This window comes from Pseudomonas sp. S2_C03, from assembly GCF_054668405.1.
Window position 1 is genome coordinate 2,889,939 of sequence record NZ_CP162766.1, and the last position, 21,251, is coordinate 2,911,189.

Here is a 21,251-nt window from a genome sequence, read left to right on the forward strand (position 1 = left end):
GCGGCCATCGCGGGCAAGCCCGCTCCTCCAATCCCCTGTAGGAGCGAGCTTGCTCGCGATGAGGCCAGCCAGGTCACCCCACATGCCAAGGCAACCCCAGGAGCCACACCCATGACCTTCTCCATCACCGCCCGCTGCCCTGAAACCGGCCAGTTCGGCATTGCCATCAGCTCCTCCAGCATCGCCGTCGGCGCCCGTTGCCCGTGGCTGCTGCCAGGTGTCGGCGCCGTGTCCACCCAGAACATTACCCTACCCTCCCTGGGCCCCGAGGTGCTTGCCCTGCTGGAGCAAGGCCTGGCCCCCGCCCAGGCGCTGGACAACGCACTCACGCGCAACGGCTACAGTCAGTACCGGCAGATCACCGCCATCGACCACCTCGGCCAGACCGCGCATTTCAGCGGCGCGCAAACCCTGGGCAACCACAACGCCGTGTCGGGTGAACAATGCGTCGCGGCCGGCAACATGCTCGCAGATCCACAGGTTGTCGAGGCCATGGTCAGCGCCTTCGAACACGGCGAAGGCCAGCTCGCCGACCGCTTGCTCGCCGCCATGCAAGCTGCCATCGCCGCAGGTGGCGAAGCAGGTCCCGTGCATTCGGCGGCCCTGGTGGTGGTCGGCGACCTGACCTGGCCGATCATCAACCTGCGCGTGGATTGGGCCGATGAAGACCCGATCGGCGTCCTGGGCAAACTCTGGGACGCCTACCGACCGCAAGTGCAGGACTACATCGACCGTGCCCTCGCCCCGGATCGCTCCCCCGGCTACGGTGTCGCCGGAGACGACCGATGAGCGCCAGTCGCGACCTGCTGCAAACCCTGGTGGCGTTCGACACCACCAGCCGCGAATCGAACCTGCAACTGATCGAGTTCGTACGCGACTACCTGGCAGGTTTCGACGTGACCTGCGAACTGATCTACAACGAATCACGCAGCAAGGCCAACCTGTTCGCCAGCATCGGCCCGGTGGACGTACCGGGCATCGTACTGTCCGGGCACACTGACGTGGTGCCGGTGGACGGCCAGCCCTGGACGGTGCCGCCGTTCGAGCTGACAGAGCTCGACGGTAAGCTCTACGGGCGCGGCACGGCGGACATGAAGGGCTACATCGCCTGCGTGCTGGCGCTGGTGCCAGCGCTGGTGAACGCCACGCTGCGCAGGCCGGTCCACATCGCGCTTTCCTACGATGAAGAAGTCGGCTGCCTTGGCGTGCGTTCGTTGCTGGCCGAGCTGCAACAGCGACCGGTCAAGCCGCTGCTGTGCATCATTGGCGAACCCACCGAGCTGAAACCGGTGCTGGGGCACAAGGGCAAACTGGCGATGCGTTGCGACATCCACGGGCATGCCTGCCATTCGGCCTATGCGCCGCAGGGAGTCAACGCCATCGAGTACGCCGCCGAGCTGATCGGCGAACTGGGCCGGATCGGCCAGCGTCTCAAGGCGCCGGAACGGCACGACACACGCTTCGACCCGCCCTTCTCCACGGTGCAGACCGGAGTGATTGCCGGTGGCAAGGCACTGAACATCGTCCCCGCCGATTGCCGCTTCGACTTCGAGGTCCGCGCCTTGCCCGCACAGGACCCGAACGAAGTGGCGCAGGCGCTCAAAACCTACGCCGAACAACAGGTGCTGCCGCGCATGCGGGCGGTGAGCGAACAGAGTGAAATCCGCTTCAGCGAGCTGTCGGCCTACCCGGGACTGGCCACCGACGTACACAGCGAAGCGGCTGAGCTGATCGCGGCGTTCTGTGGTTCGCAAGACTTCGGCACCGTAGCCTTCGGCACCGAAGGCGGCCTGTTCGACGCCGCCGGCATCCCCACCGTCGTCTGCGGCCCCGGCAGCATGGACCAGGGGCACAAACCGGATGAGTTCGTGAGCGTCGAGCAGCTTGAACGGTGTGATGAAATGCTGTTGAGGATGGTGCGATGGATTAGCGAATAGCCGATCTCAGAACACCCATTACCCCCTGTAGGAGCGAGCTTGCTCGCGATGAGGGTGTGTCAGTCGAAATCATTATGACTGATGCGCCGCCATCGCGAGCAAGCTCGCTCCTACAGGGGTTTTGTGCTGTTTTGAAGTCATCAACCGACCCACATTTTTTAATGTTTATACCCACAAACTTACTAATTTATCTCTGCCCCACCACCCCACATCATCGACTCCAACAAGAAAAGCACCGCCTGCGCGCGGCGCACACCGAAGTACGTCCACGTACTCAAAATCGCCTTGGAGTTCGTCATGGTTACCGAAGCAGCAACCTCCACCCCGCTCATCGAAAAACACACCATCGGCTACGTCCCGCCCGAAGATCGCCACGGCAAGACCCGTGACTTGTTCACCCTCTGGTTCGGCGGCAACATCGCCCCGCTGCCCATCGTCACCGGCGCCCTCGGCGTGCAGATGTTCCATCTGAACCTGGTGTGGGGCATCGTCGCCATTCTCGTTGGCCATTTGGTTGGCGGCGTGCTGATGGCGCTGCACTCGGCACAGGGCCCGCAGATGGGCATCCCGCAAATGATCCAGAGTCGGGCGCAATTCGGTTCGCTCGGCGCGCTGCTGGTGGTGTTGATCGCCGGCATCATGTACATCGGCTTCTTCGCCTCCAACATCGTGCTGGCCGGCAAATCCCTGCACGGGGTGGTCGACAGCGTGCCCGTGCCGGTCGGCATTGTCATCGGCGCCCTGGGTTCCGGGATCATCGGCATCATCGGTTACCGCTTCATCCATGTACTCAACCGCATCGGCACCTGGGTGCTGGGCGCCGGCATCGTGCTCGGCTTCGGCTACATCTTCACCCACGTGCAGACGGCCGACTTCCTTACCCGCGGCAGCTTCAACATCTCCGGCTGGCTTGCCACCGTCTCGCTGGCTGCGCTGTGGCAGATCGCCTTCGCGCCGTACGTGTCCGACTACTCGCGCTATCTGCCGGCCAACGTGCCCGTCGCCGCGACGTTCTGGACCACTTATCTCGGGACCGTGCTCGGTTCCAGCCTGTCGTTCATCTTCGGCGCGGTCGCCGTGCTCGCCACCCCCGAAGGCATGGACACCATGGACGCAGTAAAACTCGCCACCGGTTCCATCGGCCCGCTGATGCTCGTGCTGTTCTTGCTCAGCGTCATCAGCCACAACGCCCTCAACCTCTACGGCGCCGTGCTGTCGGTGATCACCTTGATACAAACCTTCGCCTGGCGCTGGATCCCCACCGCCAAAAGCCGCGCGGTACTGTCGATCATCATCCTCGCCGCCTGCTGTTTCGCCGCCGTCGGCGCCTCGGCCAACTTCATCGGCCACTTCGTGGACATGGTCCTGGTGTTGCTCGTCGTGCTGGTGCCGTGGACCGCAATCAACCTGATCGACTTCTACGCCATCCACAAAGGCAACTACGACATCAACTCGATCTTCAAGGTCGACGGCGGCATTTACGGGCGCTACAACCCCCAAGCCCTGCTGGCCTACGCCATCGGCATCGTGGTGCAGATCCCGTTCATGAACACGCCGCTGTACGTCGGCCCGATCAGCGCCCACATCAACGGCGCGGACCTGTCCTGGCTGGTCGGCCTGCTCATCACCTCGCCGCTCTACTACTGGCTCGCCAACCGCGACAGCGCCTACAAACGCCGCCTCGACACCGGCAAACTCGCCACCCTTTAAACAACACCGCCCCCCTGTAGGAGCGAGCTTGCTCGCGATAGGGCCCTGACAGCCGATGAAACTCCAACGGTCAGGGCCCAACCCACACCCACAAAAATTTAATGAACCCCACCCACACCAGCCCACCTAAAGCAAAGACCATCAGGAGGGCAACCCATGCACATCGAAACCATCTGGATCGTACTCGCCGCCATTTTGGTGATCGCGGAAATCTGGGCCATCAACAAAGTCCGCAAAGCCGAAGGCAAATCCAGCAACAAACTGTTGTGGATCGTCTTCATCGTCTTCGTCCCCCTGTTCGGCCTGCTCGCCTGGCTGGTGGCCGGGCCCAAACACACCCAACACAACCCGAATTCGCCGCAAACCCGGCAGTGATCCTGACGTCTGCAAAACATGTAGGAATTTACCCATTGTCACGGGGGCTTTAGCCCCCGTTCGACAGCGAACTCGCTCCCTTCCCTGCCGCCGATTTCCTACTTCACTCTGTAAACCCCGGAATAGACTCAAAGCCACGTAAACAGTGGCATTCGGCCTAGCGTGAAGCTTTGGTTTTGCGTCCTACAGTGCAGTTGTGGCCGGTGTAAATCGAGGCCTATATTCAATCTATCGCAACATTCAGTTAGCGATCGGGTCTCGCAGCCCTGATAAGAGAAAGCACCGCTAGAGAACAACTGTGGCAAACTTCGCCGCCGTTGAGTTTTTATGGCGGCTGTGTGTGGGAGACCTTCGGGTCTGCCGGTTTCTTCTCTTATCCGGTACTGCGACCCACACATAGCTGCCACCCGCCTGAATCGCAGCAGAAAGGTGGCTTCGTAACTTTTTAATAAGAGAAGAATCATGACAATGAATTGCCCCCCACACCGCTTCATCCCCATGACCCAATTCGCTACTGACTACCCAGTGCTGGTCATCGACAAAGACGCCCCACTTACCGAACTCCATTGCTGCATCAGCGAACGCCTCCACGCCGTCCTCCCCTACCTGCAACTGATGGGTTGTACCAGCCTCCCCGATTACGCCGATCACGACATCAACACCGTCGCCAACATCGCCCGGATTCTGCTTCAGGACGTGAGCGATGTGTTTCGTGTGGTTGAGCTTCGTGGGCTTGCCAGCGCGAACGGTAAGTGACCGGCCTTCAAAATTACAAAACCCGCGAAGCCGCGGGTTTTGATTGAGTAGTTGTAAATCAGATAAAAATCACCAACTCGGTCTCACCTGGATAGTCCAATGACAGAAGAAACAAATTCCCTTACTGAAGAGGAAATAGACGCACTGGAGCACCAAATACCGCATATCGCTAGAGTCGCCACCAAAGCTGCATATGAACAAGCGTTGGAAGTGAGCGAGAGAGTTTTGTGTGTCGATTCGGGCAACTTGGTATGGGCGTCACGTGACAGCAGTAAAACCTTTGTCGCCAAGGCCCAACCACGTCGAAAGGTTAAAGTGGGTCAGGTGATCACCGTACGTCGCTTTGGCGTTCATGTGGATGATGAGGGTGCCTAGGTTTCGGTAAATTCAATGAACCACCTATGTTTCGCTAGCCCCATCACTTCAGTGCCAGCTTTTTCAGCAAAGCACCAAGCCCCTCCGGAACCAACGGCGCTTCATCCGTAAACCGTTCCAACGGCAACCATTTCGCAACGAACGGCGCATCATTGCTCTCCTGGCCATCCAGGTGCAGCCGTTCATAAACGCTGCCATCCACAAACCTCGCATCATAAACCTGCACGATTTCGTGCCCGGGCTTTCCCGCGTAGGTGAACAGGCTTTCCAGCGTACCGAGCAAGCGAATATCGGTGATGGCCAAGCCGAGCTCTTCCTGCACCTCACGCTCAATGGCCTGGGCGCTGGTTTCGCCGAACTCGATGCCGCCACCGATGGGCCGGAAGAATGAGCGTTGCGTGACGGGATCGACAGCCTCGTTGACCAGAATCTTGCCGTCGTGATGAAAAATGCAGAGTGCCAGAGCGCGGATGCGTGGTGCGGTCATGTGTTGAATTCCATTTTCCTTAAAAACCGGGCGCGGATTCTGGCTTTTCCTGGAGCATCAGAGCAAATGGAATCAGCGGTTAACGTCTTCACTCGGGCCGGTCAACGCCTTTGGCCCGGCTTCCAATGGTAGTGGCTGAAAATCTCAACAGCGATGGCAAACACAGCGAATAACATACTCAACGCCAACCACCTCGGCATCGCGCTTAACAATCCGACGTGGTCAATCACTGGGGCACTCAAGACCGTGCCGATCCAGCCCCCCACGAAAATGGCGACCCTGGAAGCGGCGACACTTGTGAACTGACCATGAGCGCTCTCGCCAAACTCATCCTTTTTCATTCTCGGCACGAAGTAAAACAAGCCCAGCAGACAAAAGACCGCGTAGGAGCCAAACCCTGCAACGTTCAGGTACACGCCATCCACGCCAAAGAACAGCTTGAGCCCTCCAACCAGCATCACGCTGTAAAAAGCCGACGTGACAAATACCGCCGGCCAGGCCCAGAGGTAGTAGCGAAACGTTCGCGCATTCATGAGCGCCCCCTTCCTTGGACCAGGGTCGTCAGTTCAGAAGTTCGCCGGCGTGTTGGCGCTGATGATTTCCGCCTCGTCCTGGCCGATGTTGCGGAATTTGTGCGGCAAGGTGGTCGGGAAGTAGTAGCCGTCACCGGCGTTGAGCACGCTGATCTGGCCGTCTACGGTCAGCTCGACGGTTCCGCGCGTGACCAGGCCGCACTCCTCGCCTTCGGCGTGGACGATGGGCTCTTCGCCAGAGCTGGCGCCCGGGGCGTATTGCTCGCGCAGCAGGCGCATCTGGCGGCTGGGGACGGAGGCGCCGATCAGGAGCAGGCGCAGGCCGTGACGGCCCAGGTCCGGTTGTTCGTTGGCACGAAACACGTATTGGTGCTCGCGCGGGGGCTGGTCGAAGGTAAAGAAGTCCGCCAGGGACATGGGGATGCCTTCGAGCAGTTTTTTCAGGGAACTGACCGAGGGGCTGACGCGATTCTGTTCGATCAGGGAAATGGTGGCGTTGGTCACGCCGCTGCGGCGAGCGAGTTCGCGTTGGGAGAGTTTGTAGCTTTCGCGTACCAGTTTGAGTCGTGAGCCCGTATCCATGACAGCCTTATGCAAGTAGAACTTAAGGGTTATGGGGGTGGATGGCGGGCGACGCTTGGTCGCGAGAGTGCCGCTTTCCCTGTCCCGGTAATGTGAAGGCGGGTATTAAATCACGTTTGTGGGAGTTGGCCAGCAGGTTCGATGAGTGGTGGGTTGCAGGTAGCCCCGGATCCTTCATTCACTGGAGATCCACTGTGGGAGCGGCGGTGCGAGCAAGTCGAATCGTCGCACCGCCGCTCCCACAAAATCAGATACCGAAACGATCACGCAACGCATAGTACGCCGCGCCCATCGCCGTCAGCGGGGCCTGGAAGGTGCGGCCGCCGAGCATCGGCATGTGCGGCAGCGAGGCGAAGGCGTTGAAGCGTTCGGCGTCGCCACGGATCATTTCCGAGATCAGTTTGCCGGCCAGGTGTGAGCAGGTAACCCCGTGACCGCTGTAACCCTGCATGTAGTAGGCGTTTTTCTCGATACGGCCAAATTGCGGCATGCGGGACATGGTCAGCAGGAAGTTGCCGGTCCAGCGGTAGTCGATCTTCACGTCCTTGAGTTGCGGGAAGGTCTTGAGAATTTTCGGGCGGATCAGTTGCTCGATATCGTCCGGCTCGCGGGCGCCGTAGACCACACCGCCACCGTACAGCAGACGGTTATCGGCGGTCAGGCGATAGTAGTCGAGCAGGTAGTTACAGTCTTCAACGCAGTAATTGTGGGTGATCAGGCTGCGCGCCTGCTGCTCGGTCAAGGGCTCGGTGACGACGATCTGCGAGCCGCACGGCATGCTTTTGGCGGTGACGCGGTTGTCCAGGCCCTGCGGCAGGTAGGCGTTGCCGGCGATCAGCAGGTATTTGGCTTTTACTGCACCTTTGGCCGTGCGAACGGTGATCGGCTCGCCGTAGGTAATGTCCACCGCCGCCGATTGTTCGAAAATCCTGCCGCCCAGGCCAATGATGGCCGACGCTTCGCCCAGGGCGAGGTTGAGCGGGTGAATGTGGCCGCCCTGCATGTCCAGCAGGCCACCGACGTAGTTGTCGCAGCCCACTTCGCGCTTGATATCGGCGGCGCTGAGCATCGTCAGGTTCCTGTTGCCGTAGCGCTCCCAGCTGCTTTTCTGCTCAGCAAGGCCCTTGAGCTGCTTGTTGTTCAGCGCGGCGAAAATGCCACCTGGACGGTAGTCGCACTGGATGTCGTAGTGCTGTATGCGCTGACGAATGATGTCGGCGCCTTCGAACATCATGCTGCCGAGCACTTCAGCGGTCTTGTCGCCATAGCGCGCTTCGATGACATCGACGTCGCGGCTGTAGGAATTGACCAATTGACCGCCGTTGCGACCACTGGCACCAAAGCCGACCTTGGCGGCTTCGAGCACGGTCACGCTGTAGCCAGCCTCGGCCAGGAACAGGGCCGAGGACAGACCGGTATAGCCGGCGCCGATGATGCAGACATCGCAATCCATCGCTTCCTCGAGCACAGGAAAATCGCCGGTGAAGTGGCGGGTGGCGGCGTAGTAGCTGTTTACGTGGGCTTGTTTCATGGTTTTCTCCGAGGGCCGCCGGAAGGTGCCGGCGACCTCGCTTTTCTTATAGGTGTCAGAGCTTGATCCAGGTCGCCTTGAGCTCGGTGTACTTGTCGAACGCGTGCAGCGACTTGTCACGACCGTTACCCGACTGCTTGAACCCGCCGAACGGCGCGGTCATGTCGCCGCCGTCGTATTGGTTGACCCACACGCTGCCAGCGCGCAAGCCACGGGCGAAGGTGTGGGCCTTGCTCAGGTTGCTGGTCCACACACCGGCCGCCAGGCCGAAGATGCTGTCGTTGGCAATGGCCAGCGCTTCTTCAACGGTATCGAAGGTGATCAGCGACAGCACCGGGCCGAAGATTTCTTCGCGAGCGATGGTCATGGCATTGGTCACGCCGTCGAAAATCGCCGGCTCCACGTACAGGCCGCCGGTGTCTTCCAACGTGCGTTGGCCACCGGCAATCAGCTCGGCGCCCTGCTGCCGGCCGATGTCGATGTAGCGCAGCACATTGTCCAATTGACGCTGGTCGACCAGGGCGCCGACCGTGGTTTCCGAATCCAGGGCATGGCCCGGCTTCCAGGCTTTGAGCGCTTCCACCAACAACGGGATGAACTGATCACGGATCGAACGTTCCACCAGCAGGCGCGAACCGGCGGTGCAGACTTCACCCTGATTGAAGGCGATGCCGCTGGCGGCCGCCTGGGCCGCCACGCGCAGGTCCGGCGCGTCGGCGAACACCACGTGCGGGCTCTTGCCGCCGGCCTCCAGCCAGACGCGCTTCATATTGCTCTGTCCGGCGTAGACCATCAGTTGCTTGGCGATGGCGGTGGAACCGGTAAACGCCAACACGTCGACATCCATGTGCAGCGCCAGCGCCTTGCCGACGGTGTGGCCGTAGCCGGGCAGAACGTTGAACACGCCCTTTGGAATGCCGGCCTCCAACGCCAGTTGGGCAATGCGAATCGCGGTCAGCGGCGACTTTTCCGAAGGCTTGAGGATGAACGAGTTACCGGCCGCCAGCGCAGGCGCGAATTTCCAGCTCGCCATGATCAACGGGAAGTTCCACGGCACGATGGCCGCGACCACGCCGGCGGGTTCGCGGGTGACCAGGCCGAGTTGATCCTGTGGCGTAGGGGCGACTTCGTCGTAGATTTTATCGATGGCTTCGGCAGTCCAACGAATCGCGTTGGCGGTCGCCGGGATATCGACGTTCATCGAGTCGCTGATCGGCTTGCCCATGTCGAGGGTTTCGAGCAGGGCCAACTCTTCGCGGTGGGCGAGGATCAGGTCGGCGAAGCGGATCAGCGTGCGCTTGCGCTCTGCCGGGGCCAGGTTGGCCCAGACGCCGGATTCGAACGTGCGACGAGCGACGGCCACAGCTTCGTTGGCATCGGCTTCGTCGGTGCTCGCGACGTTGGCCAGGAAACGGCCGTCGACCGGGCTGGTGCATTCGAAGGTGGCACCGCTGATGGCTGGACGGTATTCGCCGTCGATGAAAGCGCGGCTTTCGAGGGTCAGGGACTGGAAGCGTTGTTCCCAGTCGTTGCGGGTCATGGTCATGGGGGACTCACACAGAATTTGTTGGGTACCTACCTGTAGGAGCGAGCATGCTCGCGATGGTGTTCCAGACACCTCGGGGTATCAGGCAGCCAACGTAATCGTTGACGACCATCGCGAGCATGCTCGCTCCTACAGGGGGGGCGTGGATGGCTCAGACCGTATGCAAGTACCAGTTGTACTCAAGGTCGGAGATCGAGTTTTCGAACTCGGCCAGCTCGCTTTCCTTGCACGCCACAAACACATCGATGTACAGCGGGTCGATGTACTTGGCCATCACCTCGCTGTCGTCGAGCACGCGCAGGGCGTCGCGCAGGTTGTTCGGCAGGCTTTGCTCGTTCTGCTCGTAGCTGTTGCCTTCCACCGGGGCGCCCGGCTCGATCTGGTTGGTCAGGCCGTGGTGAATACCGGCCAACACCGACGCCATCAGCAAATACGGGTTGGCGTCGGCACCGGCCACGCGATGCTCGATGCGCACGGCATCCGGAGAACCGGTCGGCACACGGACCGCTACGGTACGGTTGTCGATGCCCCAGCTCGGCGAGTTCGGCACATAGAACTGCGCGCCAAAACGGCGGTACGAATTGACGTTCGGGCACAGGAACGCCATTTGCTCAGGCAGGGTTTCCAACACCCCCCCGATGGCGTGACGCAGCGCGGTGTTCTGCTCGGGGTCTTCGCTGGCGAAGATGTTGTTGCCGGCCTTGTCGAGGATCGAAATGTGCACGTGCAGGCCGTTGCCCGCCTGACCCGGATACGGCTTGGCCATGAAAGTGGTGTCCATCTCGTGGTCGTAGGCGATGTTCTTCACCAGACGCTTGAGCAATACCGCGTAGTCGCACGCCTTGATCGGGTCGTTGACGTGATGCAGGTTCACTTCGAATTGCGCCGGGGCGCTTTCCTTGACGATGGCGTCAGCGGGGATGCCCTGCTCTTTCGCGCCCTCGAGGATGTCTTGCAGGCAATCGACGTATTCGTCGAGGTCGTCGATCAGGTACACCTGGGTCGACATCGGACGCTTACCCGAAACCGGCGAGCGTGGCGACTGCGGACGACCGTTCACGTTGTCCTGGTCGATCAGGTAGAACTCCAGCTCGAACGCGGCGCAGATGGTCAGGCCCATGTCGTCGAACTTGCTGACGATCTGGCGCAGCACTTCGCGTGGGTCGGCGAAGAATGGCTGGCCTTCCAGTTCATGCATGGTCATCAGCAGTTGCGCGGTCGGACGCTTCTGCCAGGGCTCGATGCTGAGGGTGCCGGGGATGGGAAAACAGATCCGGTCGGAGTCACCGATGTCCAGGCCCAGGCCGGTGCTTTCCACCGTGGAGCCATTGATATCCAGGGCAAACAGCGACGCCGGCAGGTTGATGCCTTTTTCGTACACCTTATGAAGACTGGTGCGTTCGATGCGCTTGCCGCGCACCACACCGTTCATGTCCGCAATCAGAAGGTCGACGTACAAAACCTCAGGATATTTCTTAAGGAATGCGTTTGCTTCGTTGAGTTGAACGGTACGCAGAGGGACCGACATGATGCACCTATTAGCTGTTAATTATTATGTTCACCGCACTTTCGCCGAGCCAGTCAACCCGAACGGCAAAGTGAAGTCAATAGCGAACACCCACCCTTTCACCCTTTATTTTCTGGGCTTTTCAGCGGACAGAAACATCAAATCGATCTGGAACACGGCGCAAATCCTGAGGATCCGACGTGCGGCGTTTAGAATTTTTTACATGGCAGTTGTCAATTAAAATCAACAAGGCTAAGCTCCGGAAAAGCTCGTTCAAGTGTCAAACTTCGAGGTGATAAAAATGGCATTCAAGCCATTGATCGGCGTTACTGCATGCGTCAAACAGATTGGCCTGCACCCCTACCACATCAGCGGCGACAAATACCTGCGTGCTGTCAGTGTTGCCGCATTGGGGATGCCAGTGGTCATTCCTTCCCTGGGTGAACTGACGGAAATCACCGAAGTGCTCACCCATCTCGACGGTCTGCTGTTGACCGGCTCGCCCTCGAACGTGGAGCCCTACCACTATCAAGGCGCGGCCAGCGCCCCCGGCACGGACCACGACCCGGCGCGGGACGCCACCACCCTTCCTCTTCTGCGTGCCGCGATTGCCGCCGGCGTTCCGGTACTGGGCATCTGCCGAGGCTTCCAGGAAATGAACGTGGCCTTCGGCGGCAGCCTGCACCAGAAGGTGCACGAACTGCCTGGCATGCTCGATCACCGCGAAGCCGACAGCCCGGAGCTGGCGGTGCAATACGCCCCCGCGCATGCGGTCACGGTGCAACCCGGTGGCGTGTTCGAAAAGCTGCAATTGCCAGCCGAGTTCATGGTCAATTCGATTCACAGCCAGGGCATCGACCGTCTGGCGCCAGGCTTGCGGGTTGAAGCGATTGCGCCAGATGGCTTGATCGAGGCGATTTCGGTGGACCACAGCCCGACCTTTGCCGTCGGCGTGCAATGGCATCCGGAATGGCAGGTGCTGTCGAACCCGCCTTACCTCAGCATTTTCCAGGCGTTCGGTGATGCCTGCCGGCGACGGGCCGCGCTGCGTAAGACTCGCTAAGTATCCAAACCCTTTACTGCCCCCGTGAGGAACGGGCGTGCCTTTGCGCGCCGGTTTCTGGCGATAACAAACCGCATCAACAACAAAAAGTACGACCCAGGCAAACCCGAGAGAAACACCGCCCCCTGTAGGAGCGAGCATGCTCGCGATGGCCGCCAACGATAACGCTGGCGGCCTGGATGCCCGCGGTGTCTGGACATCCATCGCGAGCATGCTCGCTCCTACAGGGGGGTGTTGGGGGTTTGCAATCACCTATTAAGCCGGGCCGCGTTGGCCCGACGACCTGTTGGGAGTTTCACATGGCAAACGCCTCCAGCACTTACAGGAAGGCCCTTGAAGGTCACCAATCACCGAAAAAGGTGTTGGTGAAAGTCGACCGCGTCACCAAGAAATTCGACGAAACCATCGCAGTGGATGATGTCTCCCTGGAGATTCATCAGGGCGAAATCTTTGCCCTGCTCGGCGGTTCGGGTTCTGGCAAATCGACCCTGCTGCGCATGCTCGCCGGGTTCGAGCGCCCGACCGAAGGACGGATCCTGCTCGACGGCGTGGACATCACCGACATGCCGCCGTACGAGCGGCCCATCAACATGATGTTCCAGTCGTACGCCCTGTTCCCGCACATGACGGTCGCGCAGAACATCGCCTTCGGTCTCAAGCAGGACCGTTTGCCCGCCAGCGAGATCGACGCCCGTGTGGAAGAGATGCTGCGCCTGGTGCACATGACCCAATACGCCAAGCGCAAACCCCATCAACTGTCCGGCGGCCAGCGCCAGCGCGTGGCCCTCGCCCGCTCCCTGGCCAAGCGCCCCAAGCTGTTGCTGCTCGACGAACCGATGGGCGCTCTGGACAAAAAGCTGCGTTCGCAAATGCAGCTGGAACTGGTAGAAATCATCGAGCGCGTCGGCGTGACCTGCGTGATGGTGACCCACGACCAGGAAGAGGCCATGACCATGGCCCAGCGCATCGCGATCATGCACCTGGGCTGGATCGCCCAGATCGGCAGCCCGGTGGACATCTATGAAGCACCGGTCAGCCGCATGGTCTGTGAATTCATCGGCAACGTGAATGCCTTCGACGGCACCGTGGTGGAAGACCTTGAAGGCCACGCGATCATCCACAGCCCGGACCTGGAGCAGAAGATCTACGTCGGCCACGGCGTCAGTACTTCAGTGGAAGACAAGTCGATCACCTACGCGATTCGCCCGGAAAAACTGCTGGTCAGCACCACCCAGCCGGATTTCCGCTACAACTGGTCGGCAGGCAAGGTCCATGACATCGCCTACCTCGGCGGGCATTCGGTGTTCTACGTCGAGCTGCCAGGCGGCAAGATCGTCCAGTCGTTCATGGCCAACGCCGAACGCCGTGGCGCGCGACCGACCTGGGACGACCAGGTCTACGTGTGGTGGGAAGACGACAGCGGCGTGGTACTGCGCTCATGAGTACTCATCGCCAGCAACTCATGCGTTTTGTGCCCAGCGGCCGCAAGATCGTCATCGGCATTCCGTTTTTGTGGCTGTGCCTGTTTTTCCTGTTGCCGTTCTTCCTGGTGATGAAGATCAGCTTCTCGGAAGCGGCGCTGGCCATCCCACCCTACTCCGAGATCTACACCTACGCCGAACAGAAGCTGCAACTGTTCATGAACGTCGGCAACTACCTGATGCTGACCGAGGATGAACTGTACATTTCGGCCTACTTCGGCTCGTTGAAAGTGGCGTTTCTCAGCACGCTGATGTGCCTGTTGATCGGTTTCCCGATGGCGTACGCGATCACCAAAACGAGCAAGGACACGCAAAACGTCCTCTTGCTGTTGATCATGATGCCGACCTGGACCGCCATCCTGATACGTGTCTACGCGTGGATGGGTATTCTGAGCAACAACGGCCTGCTCAACGCGTTCCTGATGTGGACCGGGCTGACCAGTCACCCGATCGAGATCCTCAATACCAATACCGCCGTTTATATCGGAGTGGTTTACGCCTACCTGCCGTTCATGGTCCTGCCGCTCTACGCCAACCTGGTCAAGCACGATCACAGTTTGCTGGAGGCCGCGTCAGACCTGGGCTCGAGCAACTTCAACAATTTCTGGAAGATCACCGTGCCACTGGCCAAGAACGGCATCATCGCCGGCTGCATGCTGGTGTTCATTCCGGTGGTGGGCGAGTTTGTGATTCCGGAACTGCTGGGCGGCCCGGAAACCCTGATGATCGGCCGCGTGCTGTGGCAGGAGTTCTTCAACAACCGCGACTGGCCGGTGGCGTCTGCCCTGGCGGTGGTGATGCTGTTGATCCTGATCGTACCGATTCTGTTGTTCAACCGTAGCCAGGCCAAAGAGATGGAGGGTCGGGGATGAAACGCGCAAGTTTTTCAACGTTCATGCTGGTGTTCGGGCTTGCCTTCATTTACCTGCCGATGCTGATCCTGGTGATCTACTCGTTCAACGCCTCGAAACTGGTGACGGTGTGGGGCGGCTGGTCGGTGAAGTGGTACACCGGTTTGCTCGACAACACGCAACTGATGGGCTCGGTGTTGCGCTCACTGGAGATCGCCTGCTACACGGCGGTGGCGGCCGTGGCGCTGGGCACACTGGCGGCGTTCGTCCTGACTCGCGTCACCCGCTTCAAGGGCCGCACCCTGTTCGGTGGCCTGGTCACCGCGCCGCTGGTGATGCCGGAAGTCATCACCGGTCTGTCGCTGTTGCTGCTGTTCGTGGCCATGGCGCAACTGATCGGCTGGCCAATGGAACGTGGCATCGTCACCATCTGGATCGCCCACACCACGTTCTGCGCCGCCTATGTGGCGGTGGTGGTGTCCTCGCGCTTGCGTGAGCTGGACCTGTCCATTGAAGAAGCGGCGATGGACCTGGGGGCGAAACCCTTCAAGGTGTTTTTCCTGATCACCATTCCGATGATCGCCCCCTCCCTGGCGGCGGGCGGCATGATGTCGTTCGCCCTGTCGCTGGACGATCTGGTGCTGGCCAGCTTCGTCTCGGGCCCGGGCTCCACCACCCTGCCGATGGAAGTGTTCTCGGCGGTGCGCCTGGGCGTGAAGCCCGAGATCAACGCCGTGGCCAGCCTGATCCTGCTCGCGGTGTCTTTGGTGACCTTCCTGGTCTGGTATTTCGGTCGCCGCGCCGAGGCCACCCGTAAGCGGGCGATCCAGGAAGCCATGGACCAGACCGCCAGCGAAGCCTGGCAACCCGCCGCAAAACAGGCAGCACCTGCGACGGCGTAGTGCCGATTTGAGATTGCTATCGCGAGCAAGCTCGCTCCTACAGGGTCTCGCGGCGCTCACAATATCTGTGGGAGCGAGCCTGCTCGCGATGAGCCCAGCAGGACCCTATGTTTTCCGTTCACGCAGCGCCTTACCACCGCTGCACTCTCTCTGCAGAACGGCCTCACCTGGCTTCCTCGGTTAAGGTGAGCTTGGGCGCCCTCCTCGGGCGCCTTTTTTTATAGGGGCCATTCGGCCAGCGCCCGATAACGGCCCTTGTGCGATTCGAACAGGGCAAACCGGTCGGCCCGCAGGAAGAACTCCGGCGGCGTCGCCGACTCAGGCACCGGCTCGCGAAAATCGCGCATCAAGGTCAGGTGCGGCCTGAACTCTTTAGGTGCCTCTTCCAACCCGAACGGCAACATCGCCTGTTCCAGCGCATACGCCAGGCGCAACAACGCCGGCGGCGGCTGTTCGCACGCCAGCACCAATGCCCCGGCACGACGCCAGACATCGACTCGATCCAGCGCCACCCTCAACACGCCCGGTGTCTGGACCTTGCCCACGGCAGTGCAGATCTCGCCAATCTTCCCCACTTCCACCGCCCCCAGGAACAACAAAGTCAGGTGAAAATTCTCTGCCGGGACCGGTTTCCCGTGACGCAGCCGCAATTCGCCACGCCAACGGGCAATGGCCTTGCGCTGCTCGGGCGCGCAGCCCAAGGCAAAGAACAGCCGTTTCATCGGCTCGCGGGTTTCGTCGCTCACGCCTGGCACCTCCTGACATGCACGTTATAGTTCAAGCATTCGAATGAACGGGACAGGGCCATGCGAGAAATCATCAGCAAAGAGCCATGGTGGGCCAACCCACCGCAACCGGGACAGAAGGAGTCAGAGCTGGAATGGGGCTGGCTGGTTCACTATAGCGAAGGTGAGCCGCGTTTCGAATTTGTCAGGGTGCGCCCGACCGACAGCGAGATCCGTAACCGCAAGAGTTGCAGGATCACTCCGACGCCGGAGTGATCCTGCCCCCGGTCAGGCCTGCAGGAGGATGTCGAAGCCGCCGAAAATCACTCGCTGACCATCGAATGGCATCGGGTTAACGTCATTCTGCATACGCGGGTCAGCCATCATTTTCTGCATGCCGGCCTCGCGGGTCGCCTTGTCCGGCCAGACGATCCAGGCAAACACCACGGTTTCGTCGGCCTTGAGTTTCACTGCCTGGGGAAACGACGTCACTTTGCCATCCGGCACGTCTTCGCCCCAACACTCGACAATGCTCAGAGCGCCGTTCTCCTTGAAGATCGCGGCGGTGGTTTTTGCATGTTGTTCGAATTTAACGCGGTTGGCGGTGGGCACTGCAATCACGCAGCCATCAACGTAGGCCATGGTCATTCTCCAGCGTAGGGTTGAGGGTCGAACTGCTGGTTAGTCGCTTCAGGCGGGCTCCAATCGACAGTGCCGCCCCCCGAACTGACCGACGGCACTTCGGCACTGCCTGCCAGATTGCCCTCGATCTGCCCTGCCATGTACAACGTCCCGGCCATCACGCCTGTCGTCGGGTTCTGCACCAGTTTTATCCAGGCCTTATCGAAGGTGTTGCCAAGGCTGCTTCGGATCAGTGCTTCGCTGTCGGGGCGGTCGCTGGCCTGGATCAGCGCGCGAATCCCCGCTACGCCCACGGTAATCAGCCCCCCGGCAAGCTTGCCGGCAGCCGCCGCCACCGCACTGGCCGCGCCACGCGGTGCCATTTCCGCTTCCATGCGTTGGCTGGCGCGCCTGGCCACCGGCGCCATCGCGGTGTTCGTGTTATCAACGCCCTTGTCGCCACCGGCCTTGTGGATCTTGTCGATCAGCGCCGCGTACGCCGGCAAGGTGTTCAGCGGCTGGGTGTGCACCACTTGATACAACGAAGCGTCCCGAGCGGGCGGTGGGCCGAGGGCGATGGCCGGGACTTTTTGCAGGCGCCCGTTGAGTTGGGCCATGGGCACGCCGTAGCGCTGGGAGATTTTCTGCAGTTCTTCCTGGAGGATGTCGACGTAGAACGCCGTGGACAGGGCAAGAATCTGGTCAGGGTCGATTTCAACCGCGACCGGGTTGAGCACACGCTCCTGATATTCCTCAAGCAAATAGTCGGCCAGGCGCCTGGCGGAGGCATCCTGCTCACCCTGGGCGCTGATGGTGTACCAACTGACCTTCATCGACAGCCATTCCTGGGTCCAGTAGCTGCTGAACCAGGGGATGAAGTTCTCTTCGGTCAACTGATAGACACGGGTTCGCCAGTACTCCATGGCGCCACGGCTGTAGATCCTGGTCTGCTCGGTCGCCGAACGCGAGGCGTCGACAATGTCCCGGTCGACTTGCTGCCAGGTGCCTTGCGAAATGATCACTGGCGGCGATGGCGGTGGCGCGCGCGAAGTCGTGGCGCATCCGGCCAGGATGATCAGCACGGCGACGAACAGCGAACGCGGGTTCAAGGTCGCGGCGTCCACGGTGGGTAGGGGGTGAGATGAAGTATAGCTCTGGGGTTTTTGGGGTGTATGTAAGGGCCTCATCGCGGGCAAGCCCGCGATGGGGCCGGCAAGAACAGCCCAAACCCCAACCATCACCCCCATCGATATTCACAATCGCCACGAATGCCTTCCGCCCCGCCACCGTCAGCGTAGGATCGAACTCAACCCGACACACACCCCAACTGGAGGGGCCCATCATGCTGATTCATCTTTTGACCTGCCTGGCCCTGACAGCCATCACGCTGAGTGTTTTCGCGTGGTACGTCCTGACCGAGGAGTGCGCGTAATGATCCACATCGTCAATCTCACCGTGAGCTTTCCAGTCTTCGGCAAGAACTACTACTCGCAACAGGTGGTCTCGCGCAAAACCCGCTCGCTGGTGTTCAACAAGCAATTCGACGACTTGCTGATGCCTGCCGCTACCCATCACTTCAGCAATGAAGTGGTCGGGCTCAACGATCAGTTTCGCTTCCTCAACGACGTACTGGCCGAACATCTGCTGGATGTCGAACTGGCCAGGCAAGGGTCGCGCTCGTTCACCTTCTGATGTTCGTCAGGGTTTACTGCCCGCAGACCTCCCGCACACAGCCGCGCAACCAGCGATGCACAGGGTCCGCGTCCATGCGCGGATGCCAGAGCATCGCCACTGTAAAGGGCGGCAGCGAAATCGGCAGCTCGAAACTGTGCATGCCTGTGCGCAGGCTTTCGGTGTAGTGCGCCGGGATGGTGGCGATCAAGTCGGTGGTGCGAGCGAGCGCCAGCGCGGTGGAAAAGCCTGCGACCGAGGTCACGATGTGCCGTTGCAGGTTCAATTGTGCCAGCGCTTCGTCCACCGGCCCCTTGTCCAGACCGCGCCGGGATACTGCAACGTGGCCGCATGCAGCAAATCGCTGGGCCGTTATCTCCCCCTTGCTGAGCGGATGCCCTGCGCGCACCACGCCAATAAAACGGTCACGAAACAACCCCTGGGTGCGTAGCTCGGGGCTTGCAGAATCCCCCACCACGCCGGTCTCCAGATCCACACTGCCCTCTCGTAGCGCGGTGCTGTCCTTGTCCGGCTTGCCGACGAAACGCAGACGAACGCCCGGCGCCTGCTCGGCCACCCGGCCAATCAGCGCCGCGCCAAAGCTGTCGACAAAGCCTTCGCGGGTGCGCAGGGTGAAGGTGCGCACCAGTTGGCTCAGGTCCGGCTGTTGCGCCGGGCGCAGCATCGCTTCGGCTTCCTGCACCAGAAAACCGACCCGCTCGCGCAACTCCTGCGCACGCGGCGTGGCCACCAAACCGCGTCCGGCGCGCACCAGCAAAGGGTCGCCGGTGGTTTCCCGCAGCCGGGCCAGCGCCCGGCTCATGGCCGAGGGGCTAAGCCGAAGGCGTTTCGCCGCCCTCGCCACACTGCCCTCGGTCAGCAGCACATTCAGCGTCACAAGCAAGTTGAAATCGGGAGTGGACATCGTTCGCCCCTTGAAAGTGAGATGGCGCTGGATGCACGAGTAAAGTGCAAACGATGCGCCTTCCGCCATGTTAGGCGCGGGCGTAGATTTCCGATAGCACTCATCGCCCATCAGGAGACGCCCAATGAAGTCGACGACCGCCACCGCAGACAGCGCACCGCAAACACCCGCCGTGCGCTGGGCATTGGTCAGTCTTTCGCTGTCGATGTTGCTGTCTTCGTTGGGCACCAGCATTGCCAACGTCGGCCTGCCCACCTTGGCGCAGGTGTTCGATGCGAGCTTCCAGCAGGTGCAGTGGGTGGTGCTTGCCTACCTGCTGGCCATCACCACGCTGATCGTCAGCACCGGCCGGCTGGGCGACCTGGTCGGTCGTCGTCGCCTGTTGCTCACGGGCATTGCGGTATTTTCCCTGGCCTCCCTCCTGTGCAGCCTGGCGCCGACGCTGGGCTGGTTGATCGGGGCCAGGACAGTGCAAGGTCTCGGCGCAGCGGCGATGATGGCGCTGACCATGGCGTTTGCCGGCGCCACGGTGCCCAGGGAGAGAACCGGCAGCGCGATGGGCCTGCTGGGGACGATGTCGGCGATTGGCACCGCGACAGGGCCATCATTGGGTGGGCTGCTGATCGAAGGGTTTGGCTGGCAGGCGATCTTCCTGGTCAGCGTTCCCCTGGGCGCGCTGGGCTGGTTTCTTGCCTATCGCTTCCTGCCCGCCGATCGCCCTCGCGCGACGGCTGTTCACGAGGGTTTCGACCTGATCGGCACGGCGCTGCTGGCCATGACATTAGCCGCCTATGCGCTCGCGGTAACCTTGGGGCGGGGGCATTTTGCGGCCATGAACCTGGCGTTGCTGCTGGGTGCAACGGTCGGCCTGGGTTTGTTTGTATTCGCCCAGACCCGGGTGGCTTCGCCACTGATTCGCCTGACGCTGTTTCGCAATCCGGTGCTGAGCGGCGGCCTGGCGATGAGCACGCTCGTGGCGACGGTGATCATGACGACGCTGGTCATCGGGCCGTTCTATCTTGCCCATGGTCTTGGGTTGCAGCCGATGGTGACCGGATTGGTGTTGGCGGTTGGCCCCTGCGTGGCGGCGGTTACCGGACTGCCAGCCGGGCGCGTCGCCGACCGGTTCGGCGCCCAGCGCATGACCACGGCGGGGTTGGTGGCAATGGCGCTCGGTTGCCTGGCGCTGTCGCTGTTGCCACAGACGGTCGGTATTGCGGGTTACGTGGTGCCGATGGTGGTGCTGACCCTTGGCTACGCCGTGTTCCAGACCGCAAACAATACAACGATCATGAGCGATGTGACGGCTGACCGGCGTGGCGTCGTCGCGGGCATGATCAGCCTGTCACGCAACCTCGGTCTGATCACCGGAGCGTCGGTGATGGGCGCGGTGTTCGCCTTCGCCGCACAGACCGCCGAGGTTGCCAGCGCCTCGCCGCAGGCGATTGGGTATGGGATGCGGGTGACGTATGGGGTGGCTTTTGGGTTGATCCTGTTGGCGCTGGCACTCTCCTGTAGGAGCGAGCTTGCTCGCGATTCGTAGTGTCATTCGATTCAAATGGTGACTGGCACACCGCATCGCGAGCAAGCTCGCTCCTACAGGGGGGCGGTGCGGGTGGGCGACCGTTGGCCGTGCCAGGTTGCGGGGGGCGTCTTCGCGGCCTATGGTCCAA

Annotated in this window: 23 protein-coding genes; 13 read left to right on the forward strand and 10 right to left on the reverse strand. The window is 61.1% G+C overall.

Annotation, left to right across the window (positions count from 1 at the left end; translation table 11 throughout):
• Positions 1-111: 111 nt before the first annotated feature.
• From AB4N64_RS13130 to AB4N64_RS13155, 6 genes are all read left to right on the forward strand, one after another.
• Entirely contained in the window at positions 112-789 is a 678-nt protein-coding gene (locus AB4N64_RS13130; RefSeq protein WP_460126154.1) for a DUF1028 domain-containing protein, read from the forward strand.
• Complete coding sequence (argE, locus tag AB4N64_RS13135; RefSeq protein ID WP_460126156.1) at positions 786-1,937, forward strand: acetylornithine deacetylase; 1,152 nt, start codon at positions 786-788, stop codon at positions 1,935-1,937. Before AB4N64_RS13130 ends, argE begins: the two co-directional genes overlap by 4 nt.
• A 297-nt stretch (positions 1,938-2,234) precedes the next feature.
• Entirely contained in the window at positions 2,235-3,647 is a 1,413-nt protein-coding gene (locus tag AB4N64_RS13140) for a purine-cytosine permease family protein (protein WP_460126158.1), read from the forward strand.
• Between the two features lie 156 nt (positions 3,648-3,803).
• A complete protein-coding gene (locus AB4N64_RS13145) occupies positions 3,804-4,022 on the forward strand; it encodes a PLD nuclease N-terminal domain-containing protein (protein ID WP_460126160.1) in 219 nt (72 codons plus the stop codon).
• Between the two features lie 462 nt (positions 4,023-4,484).
• Positions 4,485-4,778 (forward strand): fructose-bisphosphate aldolase, encoded by a 294-nt coding sequence (locus tag AB4N64_RS13150; protein WP_460126162.1) that lies wholly within the window; start codon positions 4,485-4,487, stop codon positions 4,776-4,778.
• Positions 4,779-4,877: 99 nt separating this feature from the next.
• Positions 4,878-5,153: a hypothetical protein gene (locus AB4N64_RS13155; protein ID WP_460126164.1), complete on the forward strand. Its 276-nt coding sequence runs from the start codon at positions 4,878-4,880 to the stop codon at positions 5,151-5,153.
• Between the two features lie 43 nt (positions 5,154-5,196).
• Here the strand turns inward: AB4N64_RS13155 and AB4N64_RS13160 are convergent, their stop codons facing one another.
• The 6 genes from AB4N64_RS13160 to AB4N64_RS13185 all read right to left on the reverse strand — a co-directional run bounded on the left by AB4N64_RS13160 (position 5,197) and on the right by AB4N64_RS13185 (position 11,360).
• Positions 5,197-5,640: an NUDIX hydrolase gene (locus AB4N64_RS13160; protein ID WP_460126166.1), complete on the reverse strand. Its 444-nt coding sequence runs from the start codon at positions 5,638-5,640 to the stop codon at positions 5,197-5,199.
• Between the two features lie 101 nt (positions 5,641-5,741).
• Entirely contained in the window at positions 5,742-6,173 is a 432-nt protein-coding gene (locus AB4N64_RS13165) for a hypothetical protein (RefSeq protein WP_460126168.1), read from the reverse strand.
• Between the two features lie 33 nt (positions 6,174-6,206).
• Positions 6,207-6,755, reverse strand: a complete 549-nt coding sequence (locus tag AB4N64_RS13170) for a cupin domain-containing protein (protein ID WP_427623468.1) — start codon at positions 6,753-6,755, stop codon at positions 6,207-6,209.
• A 247-nt stretch (positions 6,756-7,002) separates the two neighbouring features.
• Positions 7,003-8,286, reverse strand: coding sequence for an NAD(P)/FAD-dependent oxidoreductase (locus tag AB4N64_RS13175; protein WP_460126170.1), 1,284 nt, complete (start codon positions 8,284-8,286; stop codon positions 7,003-7,005).
• A gap of 55 nt (positions 8,287-8,341) precedes the next feature.
• Positions 8,342-9,832 (reverse strand): aldehyde dehydrogenase, encoded by a 1,491-nt coding sequence (locus AB4N64_RS13180; RefSeq protein WP_460126172.1) that lies wholly within the window; start codon positions 9,830-9,832, stop codon positions 8,342-8,344.
• A 151-nt stretch (positions 9,833-9,983) separates the two neighbouring features.
• Positions 9,984-11,360, reverse strand: coding sequence for a glutamine synthetase family protein (locus AB4N64_RS13185; RefSeq protein ID WP_460126174.1), 1,377 nt, complete (start codon positions 11,358-11,360; stop codon positions 9,984-9,986).
• A gap of 280 nt (positions 11,361-11,640) precedes the next feature.
• On the opposite strand from AB4N64_RS13185, the gene AB4N64_RS13190 reads away from it, so the two are divergent.
• The 4 genes from AB4N64_RS13190 (at position 11,641) to AB4N64_RS13205 (ending at position 15,636) form a co-directional block, all read left to right on the forward strand.
• Positions 11,641-12,402, forward strand: a complete 762-nt coding sequence (locus AB4N64_RS13190) for a gamma-glutamyl-gamma-aminobutyrate hydrolase family protein (protein WP_460126176.1) — start codon at positions 11,641-11,643, stop codon at positions 12,400-12,402.
• A 299-nt stretch (positions 12,403-12,701) separates the two neighbouring features.
• Positions 12,702-13,844, forward strand: a complete 1,143-nt coding sequence (potA, locus tag AB4N64_RS13195; protein WP_460126178.1) for a polyamine ABC transporter ATP-binding protein — start codon at positions 12,702-12,704, stop codon at positions 13,842-13,844.
• Positions 13,845-13,873: 29 nt separating this feature from the next.
• A complete protein-coding gene (locus AB4N64_RS13200) occupies positions 13,874-14,755 on the forward strand; it encodes an ABC transporter permease subunit (RefSeq protein ID WP_460126738.1) in 882 nt (293 codons plus the stop codon).
• Positions 14,752-15,636, forward strand: coding sequence for an ABC transporter permease subunit (locus AB4N64_RS13205; protein ID WP_460126180.1), 885 nt, complete (start codon positions 14,752-14,754; stop codon positions 15,634-15,636). Before AB4N64_RS13200 ends, AB4N64_RS13205 begins: the two co-directional genes overlap by 4 nt.
• A gap of 218 nt (positions 15,637-15,854) precedes the next feature.
• Here the strand turns inward: AB4N64_RS13205 and thpR are convergent, their stop codons facing one another.
• Complete coding sequence (gene thpR / locus AB4N64_RS13210) at positions 15,855-16,382, reverse strand: RNA 2',3'-cyclic phosphodiesterase (protein WP_460126182.1); 528 nt, start codon at positions 16,380-16,382, stop codon at positions 15,855-15,857.
• 60 nt (positions 16,383-16,442) lie between these two features.
• On the opposite strand from thpR, the gene AB4N64_RS13215 reads away from it, so the two are divergent.
• Positions 16,443-16,637 carry a hypothetical protein gene (locus tag AB4N64_RS13215; protein ID WP_460126184.1) on the forward strand — a complete coding sequence of 65 codons (195 nt, stop codon included), beginning with the start codon at positions 16,443-16,445 and terminating at the stop codon, positions 16,635-16,637.
• Between the two features lie 12 nt (positions 16,638-16,649).
• On the opposite strand, the gene AB4N64_RS13220 is transcribed toward AB4N64_RS13215, so the two are convergent.
• Entirely contained in the window at positions 16,650-17,003 is a 354-nt protein-coding gene (locus AB4N64_RS13220; protein ID WP_460126186.1) for a DUF1428 domain-containing protein, read from the reverse strand.
• A 2-nt stretch (positions 17,004-17,005) separates the two neighbouring features.
• The gene (locus tag AB4N64_RS13225; RefSeq protein ID WP_460126188.1) at positions 17,006-18,091 is read right to left on the reverse strand and encodes a hypothetical protein; all 1,086 of its coding nucleotides are present in this window, start codon (positions 18,089-18,091) and stop codon (positions 17,006-17,008) included.
• 322 nt (positions 18,092-18,413) lie between these two features.
• Here AB4N64_RS13225 and AB4N64_RS13230 point away from each other — a divergent pair, with 322 nt between their 5' ends.
• Positions 18,414-18,674 carry a hypothetical protein gene (locus AB4N64_RS13230; RefSeq protein ID WP_460126190.1) on the forward strand — a complete coding sequence of 87 codons (261 nt, stop codon included), beginning with the start codon at positions 18,414-18,416 and terminating at the stop codon, positions 18,672-18,674.
• A 13-nt stretch (positions 18,675-18,687) separates the two neighbouring features.
• Here AB4N64_RS13230 and AB4N64_RS13235 read toward each other — a convergent pair whose 3' ends face one another.
• Positions 18,688-19,578, reverse strand: coding sequence for a LysR family transcriptional regulator (locus AB4N64_RS13235; protein WP_460126192.1), 891 nt, complete (start codon positions 19,576-19,578; stop codon positions 18,688-18,690).
• 124 nt (positions 19,579-19,702) lie between these two features.
• Between AB4N64_RS13235 and AB4N64_RS13240 the strand changes: the two genes are divergently transcribed.
• Positions 19,703-21,121 (forward strand): MFS transporter, encoded by a 1,419-nt coding sequence (locus AB4N64_RS13240; RefSeq protein ID WP_460126194.1) that lies wholly within the window; start codon positions 19,703-19,705, stop codon positions 21,119-21,121.
• Positions 21,122-21,251: the final 130 nt, after the last annotated feature.

What these genes read in the sequence shown, in the direction of transcription:
- AB4N64_RS13130 (WP_460126154.1), top strand. Translation starts at nt 112, where the DNA reads ATGACCTTCTCCATCACCGCCCGCTGCCCTGAAACCGGCCAGTTCGGC.
- argE (WP_460126156.1), top strand. Translation starts at nt 786, where the DNA reads ATGAGCGCCAGTCGCGACCTGCTGCAAACCCTGGTGGCGTTCGACACC.
- AB4N64_RS13140 (WP_460126158.1), top strand. Translation starts at nt 2,235, where the DNA reads ATGGTTACCGAAGCAGCAACCTCCACCCCGCTCATCGAAAAACACACC.
- AB4N64_RS13145 (WP_460126160.1), top strand. Translation starts at nt 3,804, where the DNA reads ATGCACATCGAAACCATCTGGATCGTACTCGCCGCCATTTTGGTGATC.
- AB4N64_RS13150 (WP_460126162.1), top strand. Translation starts at nt 4,485, where the DNA reads ATGACAATGAATTGCCCCCCACACCGCTTCATCCCCATGACCCAATTC.
- AB4N64_RS13155 (WP_460126164.1), top strand. Translation starts at nt 4,878, where the DNA reads ATGACAGAAGAAACAAATTCCCTTACTGAAGAGGAAATAGACGCACTG.
- AB4N64_RS13160 (WP_460126166.1), bottom strand. Translation starts at nt 5,640, where the DNA reads ATGACCGCACCACGCATCCGCGCTCTGGCACTCTGCATTTTTCATCAC.
- AB4N64_RS13165 (WP_460126168.1), bottom strand. Translation starts at nt 6,173, where the DNA reads ATGAATGCGCGAACGTTTCGCTACTACCTCTGGGCCTGGCCGGCGGTA.
- AB4N64_RS13170 (WP_427623468.1), bottom strand. Translation starts at nt 6,755, where the DNA reads ATGGATACGGGCTCACGACTCAAACTGGTACGCGAAAGCTACAAACTC.
- AB4N64_RS13175 (WP_460126170.1), bottom strand. Translation starts at nt 8,286, where the DNA reads ATGAAACAAGCCCACGTAAACAGCTACTACGCCGCCACCCGCCACTTC.
- AB4N64_RS13180 (WP_460126172.1), bottom strand. Translation starts at nt 9,832, where the DNA reads ATGACCATGACCCGCAACGACTGGGAACAACGCTTCCAGTCCCTGACC.
- AB4N64_RS13185 (WP_460126174.1), bottom strand. Translation starts at nt 11,360, where the DNA reads ATGTCGGTCCCTCTGCGTACCGTTCAACTCAACGAAGCAAACGCATTC.
- AB4N64_RS13190 (WP_460126176.1), top strand. Translation starts at nt 11,641, where the DNA reads ATGGCATTCAAGCCATTGATCGGCGTTACTGCATGCGTCAAACAGATT.
- potA (WP_460126178.1), top strand. Translation starts at nt 12,702, where the DNA reads ATGGCAAACGCCTCCAGCACTTACAGGAAGGCCCTTGAAGGTCACCAA.
- AB4N64_RS13205 (WP_460126180.1), top strand. Translation starts at nt 14,752, where the DNA reads ATGAAACGCGCAAGTTTTTCAACGTTCATGCTGGTGTTCGGGCTTGCC.
- AB4N64_RS13215 (WP_460126184.1), top strand. Translation starts at nt 16,443, where the DNA reads ATGCGAGAAATCATCAGCAAAGAGCCATGGTGGGCCAACCCACCGCAA.
- AB4N64_RS13220 (WP_460126186.1), bottom strand. Translation starts at nt 17,003, where the DNA reads ATGGCCTACGTTGATGGCTGCGTGATTGCAGTGCCCACCGCCAACCGC.
- AB4N64_RS13230 (WP_460126190.1), top strand. Translation starts at nt 18,414, where the DNA reads ATGATCCACATCGTCAATCTCACCGTGAGCTTTCCAGTCTTCGGCAAG.
- AB4N64_RS13235 (WP_460126192.1), bottom strand. Translation starts at nt 19,578, where the DNA reads ATGTCCACTCCCGATTTCAACTTGCTTGTGACGCTGAATGTGCTGCTG.
- AB4N64_RS13240 (WP_460126194.1), top strand. Translation starts at nt 19,703, where the DNA reads ATGAAGTCGACGACCGCCACCGCAGACAGCGCACCGCAAACACCCGCC.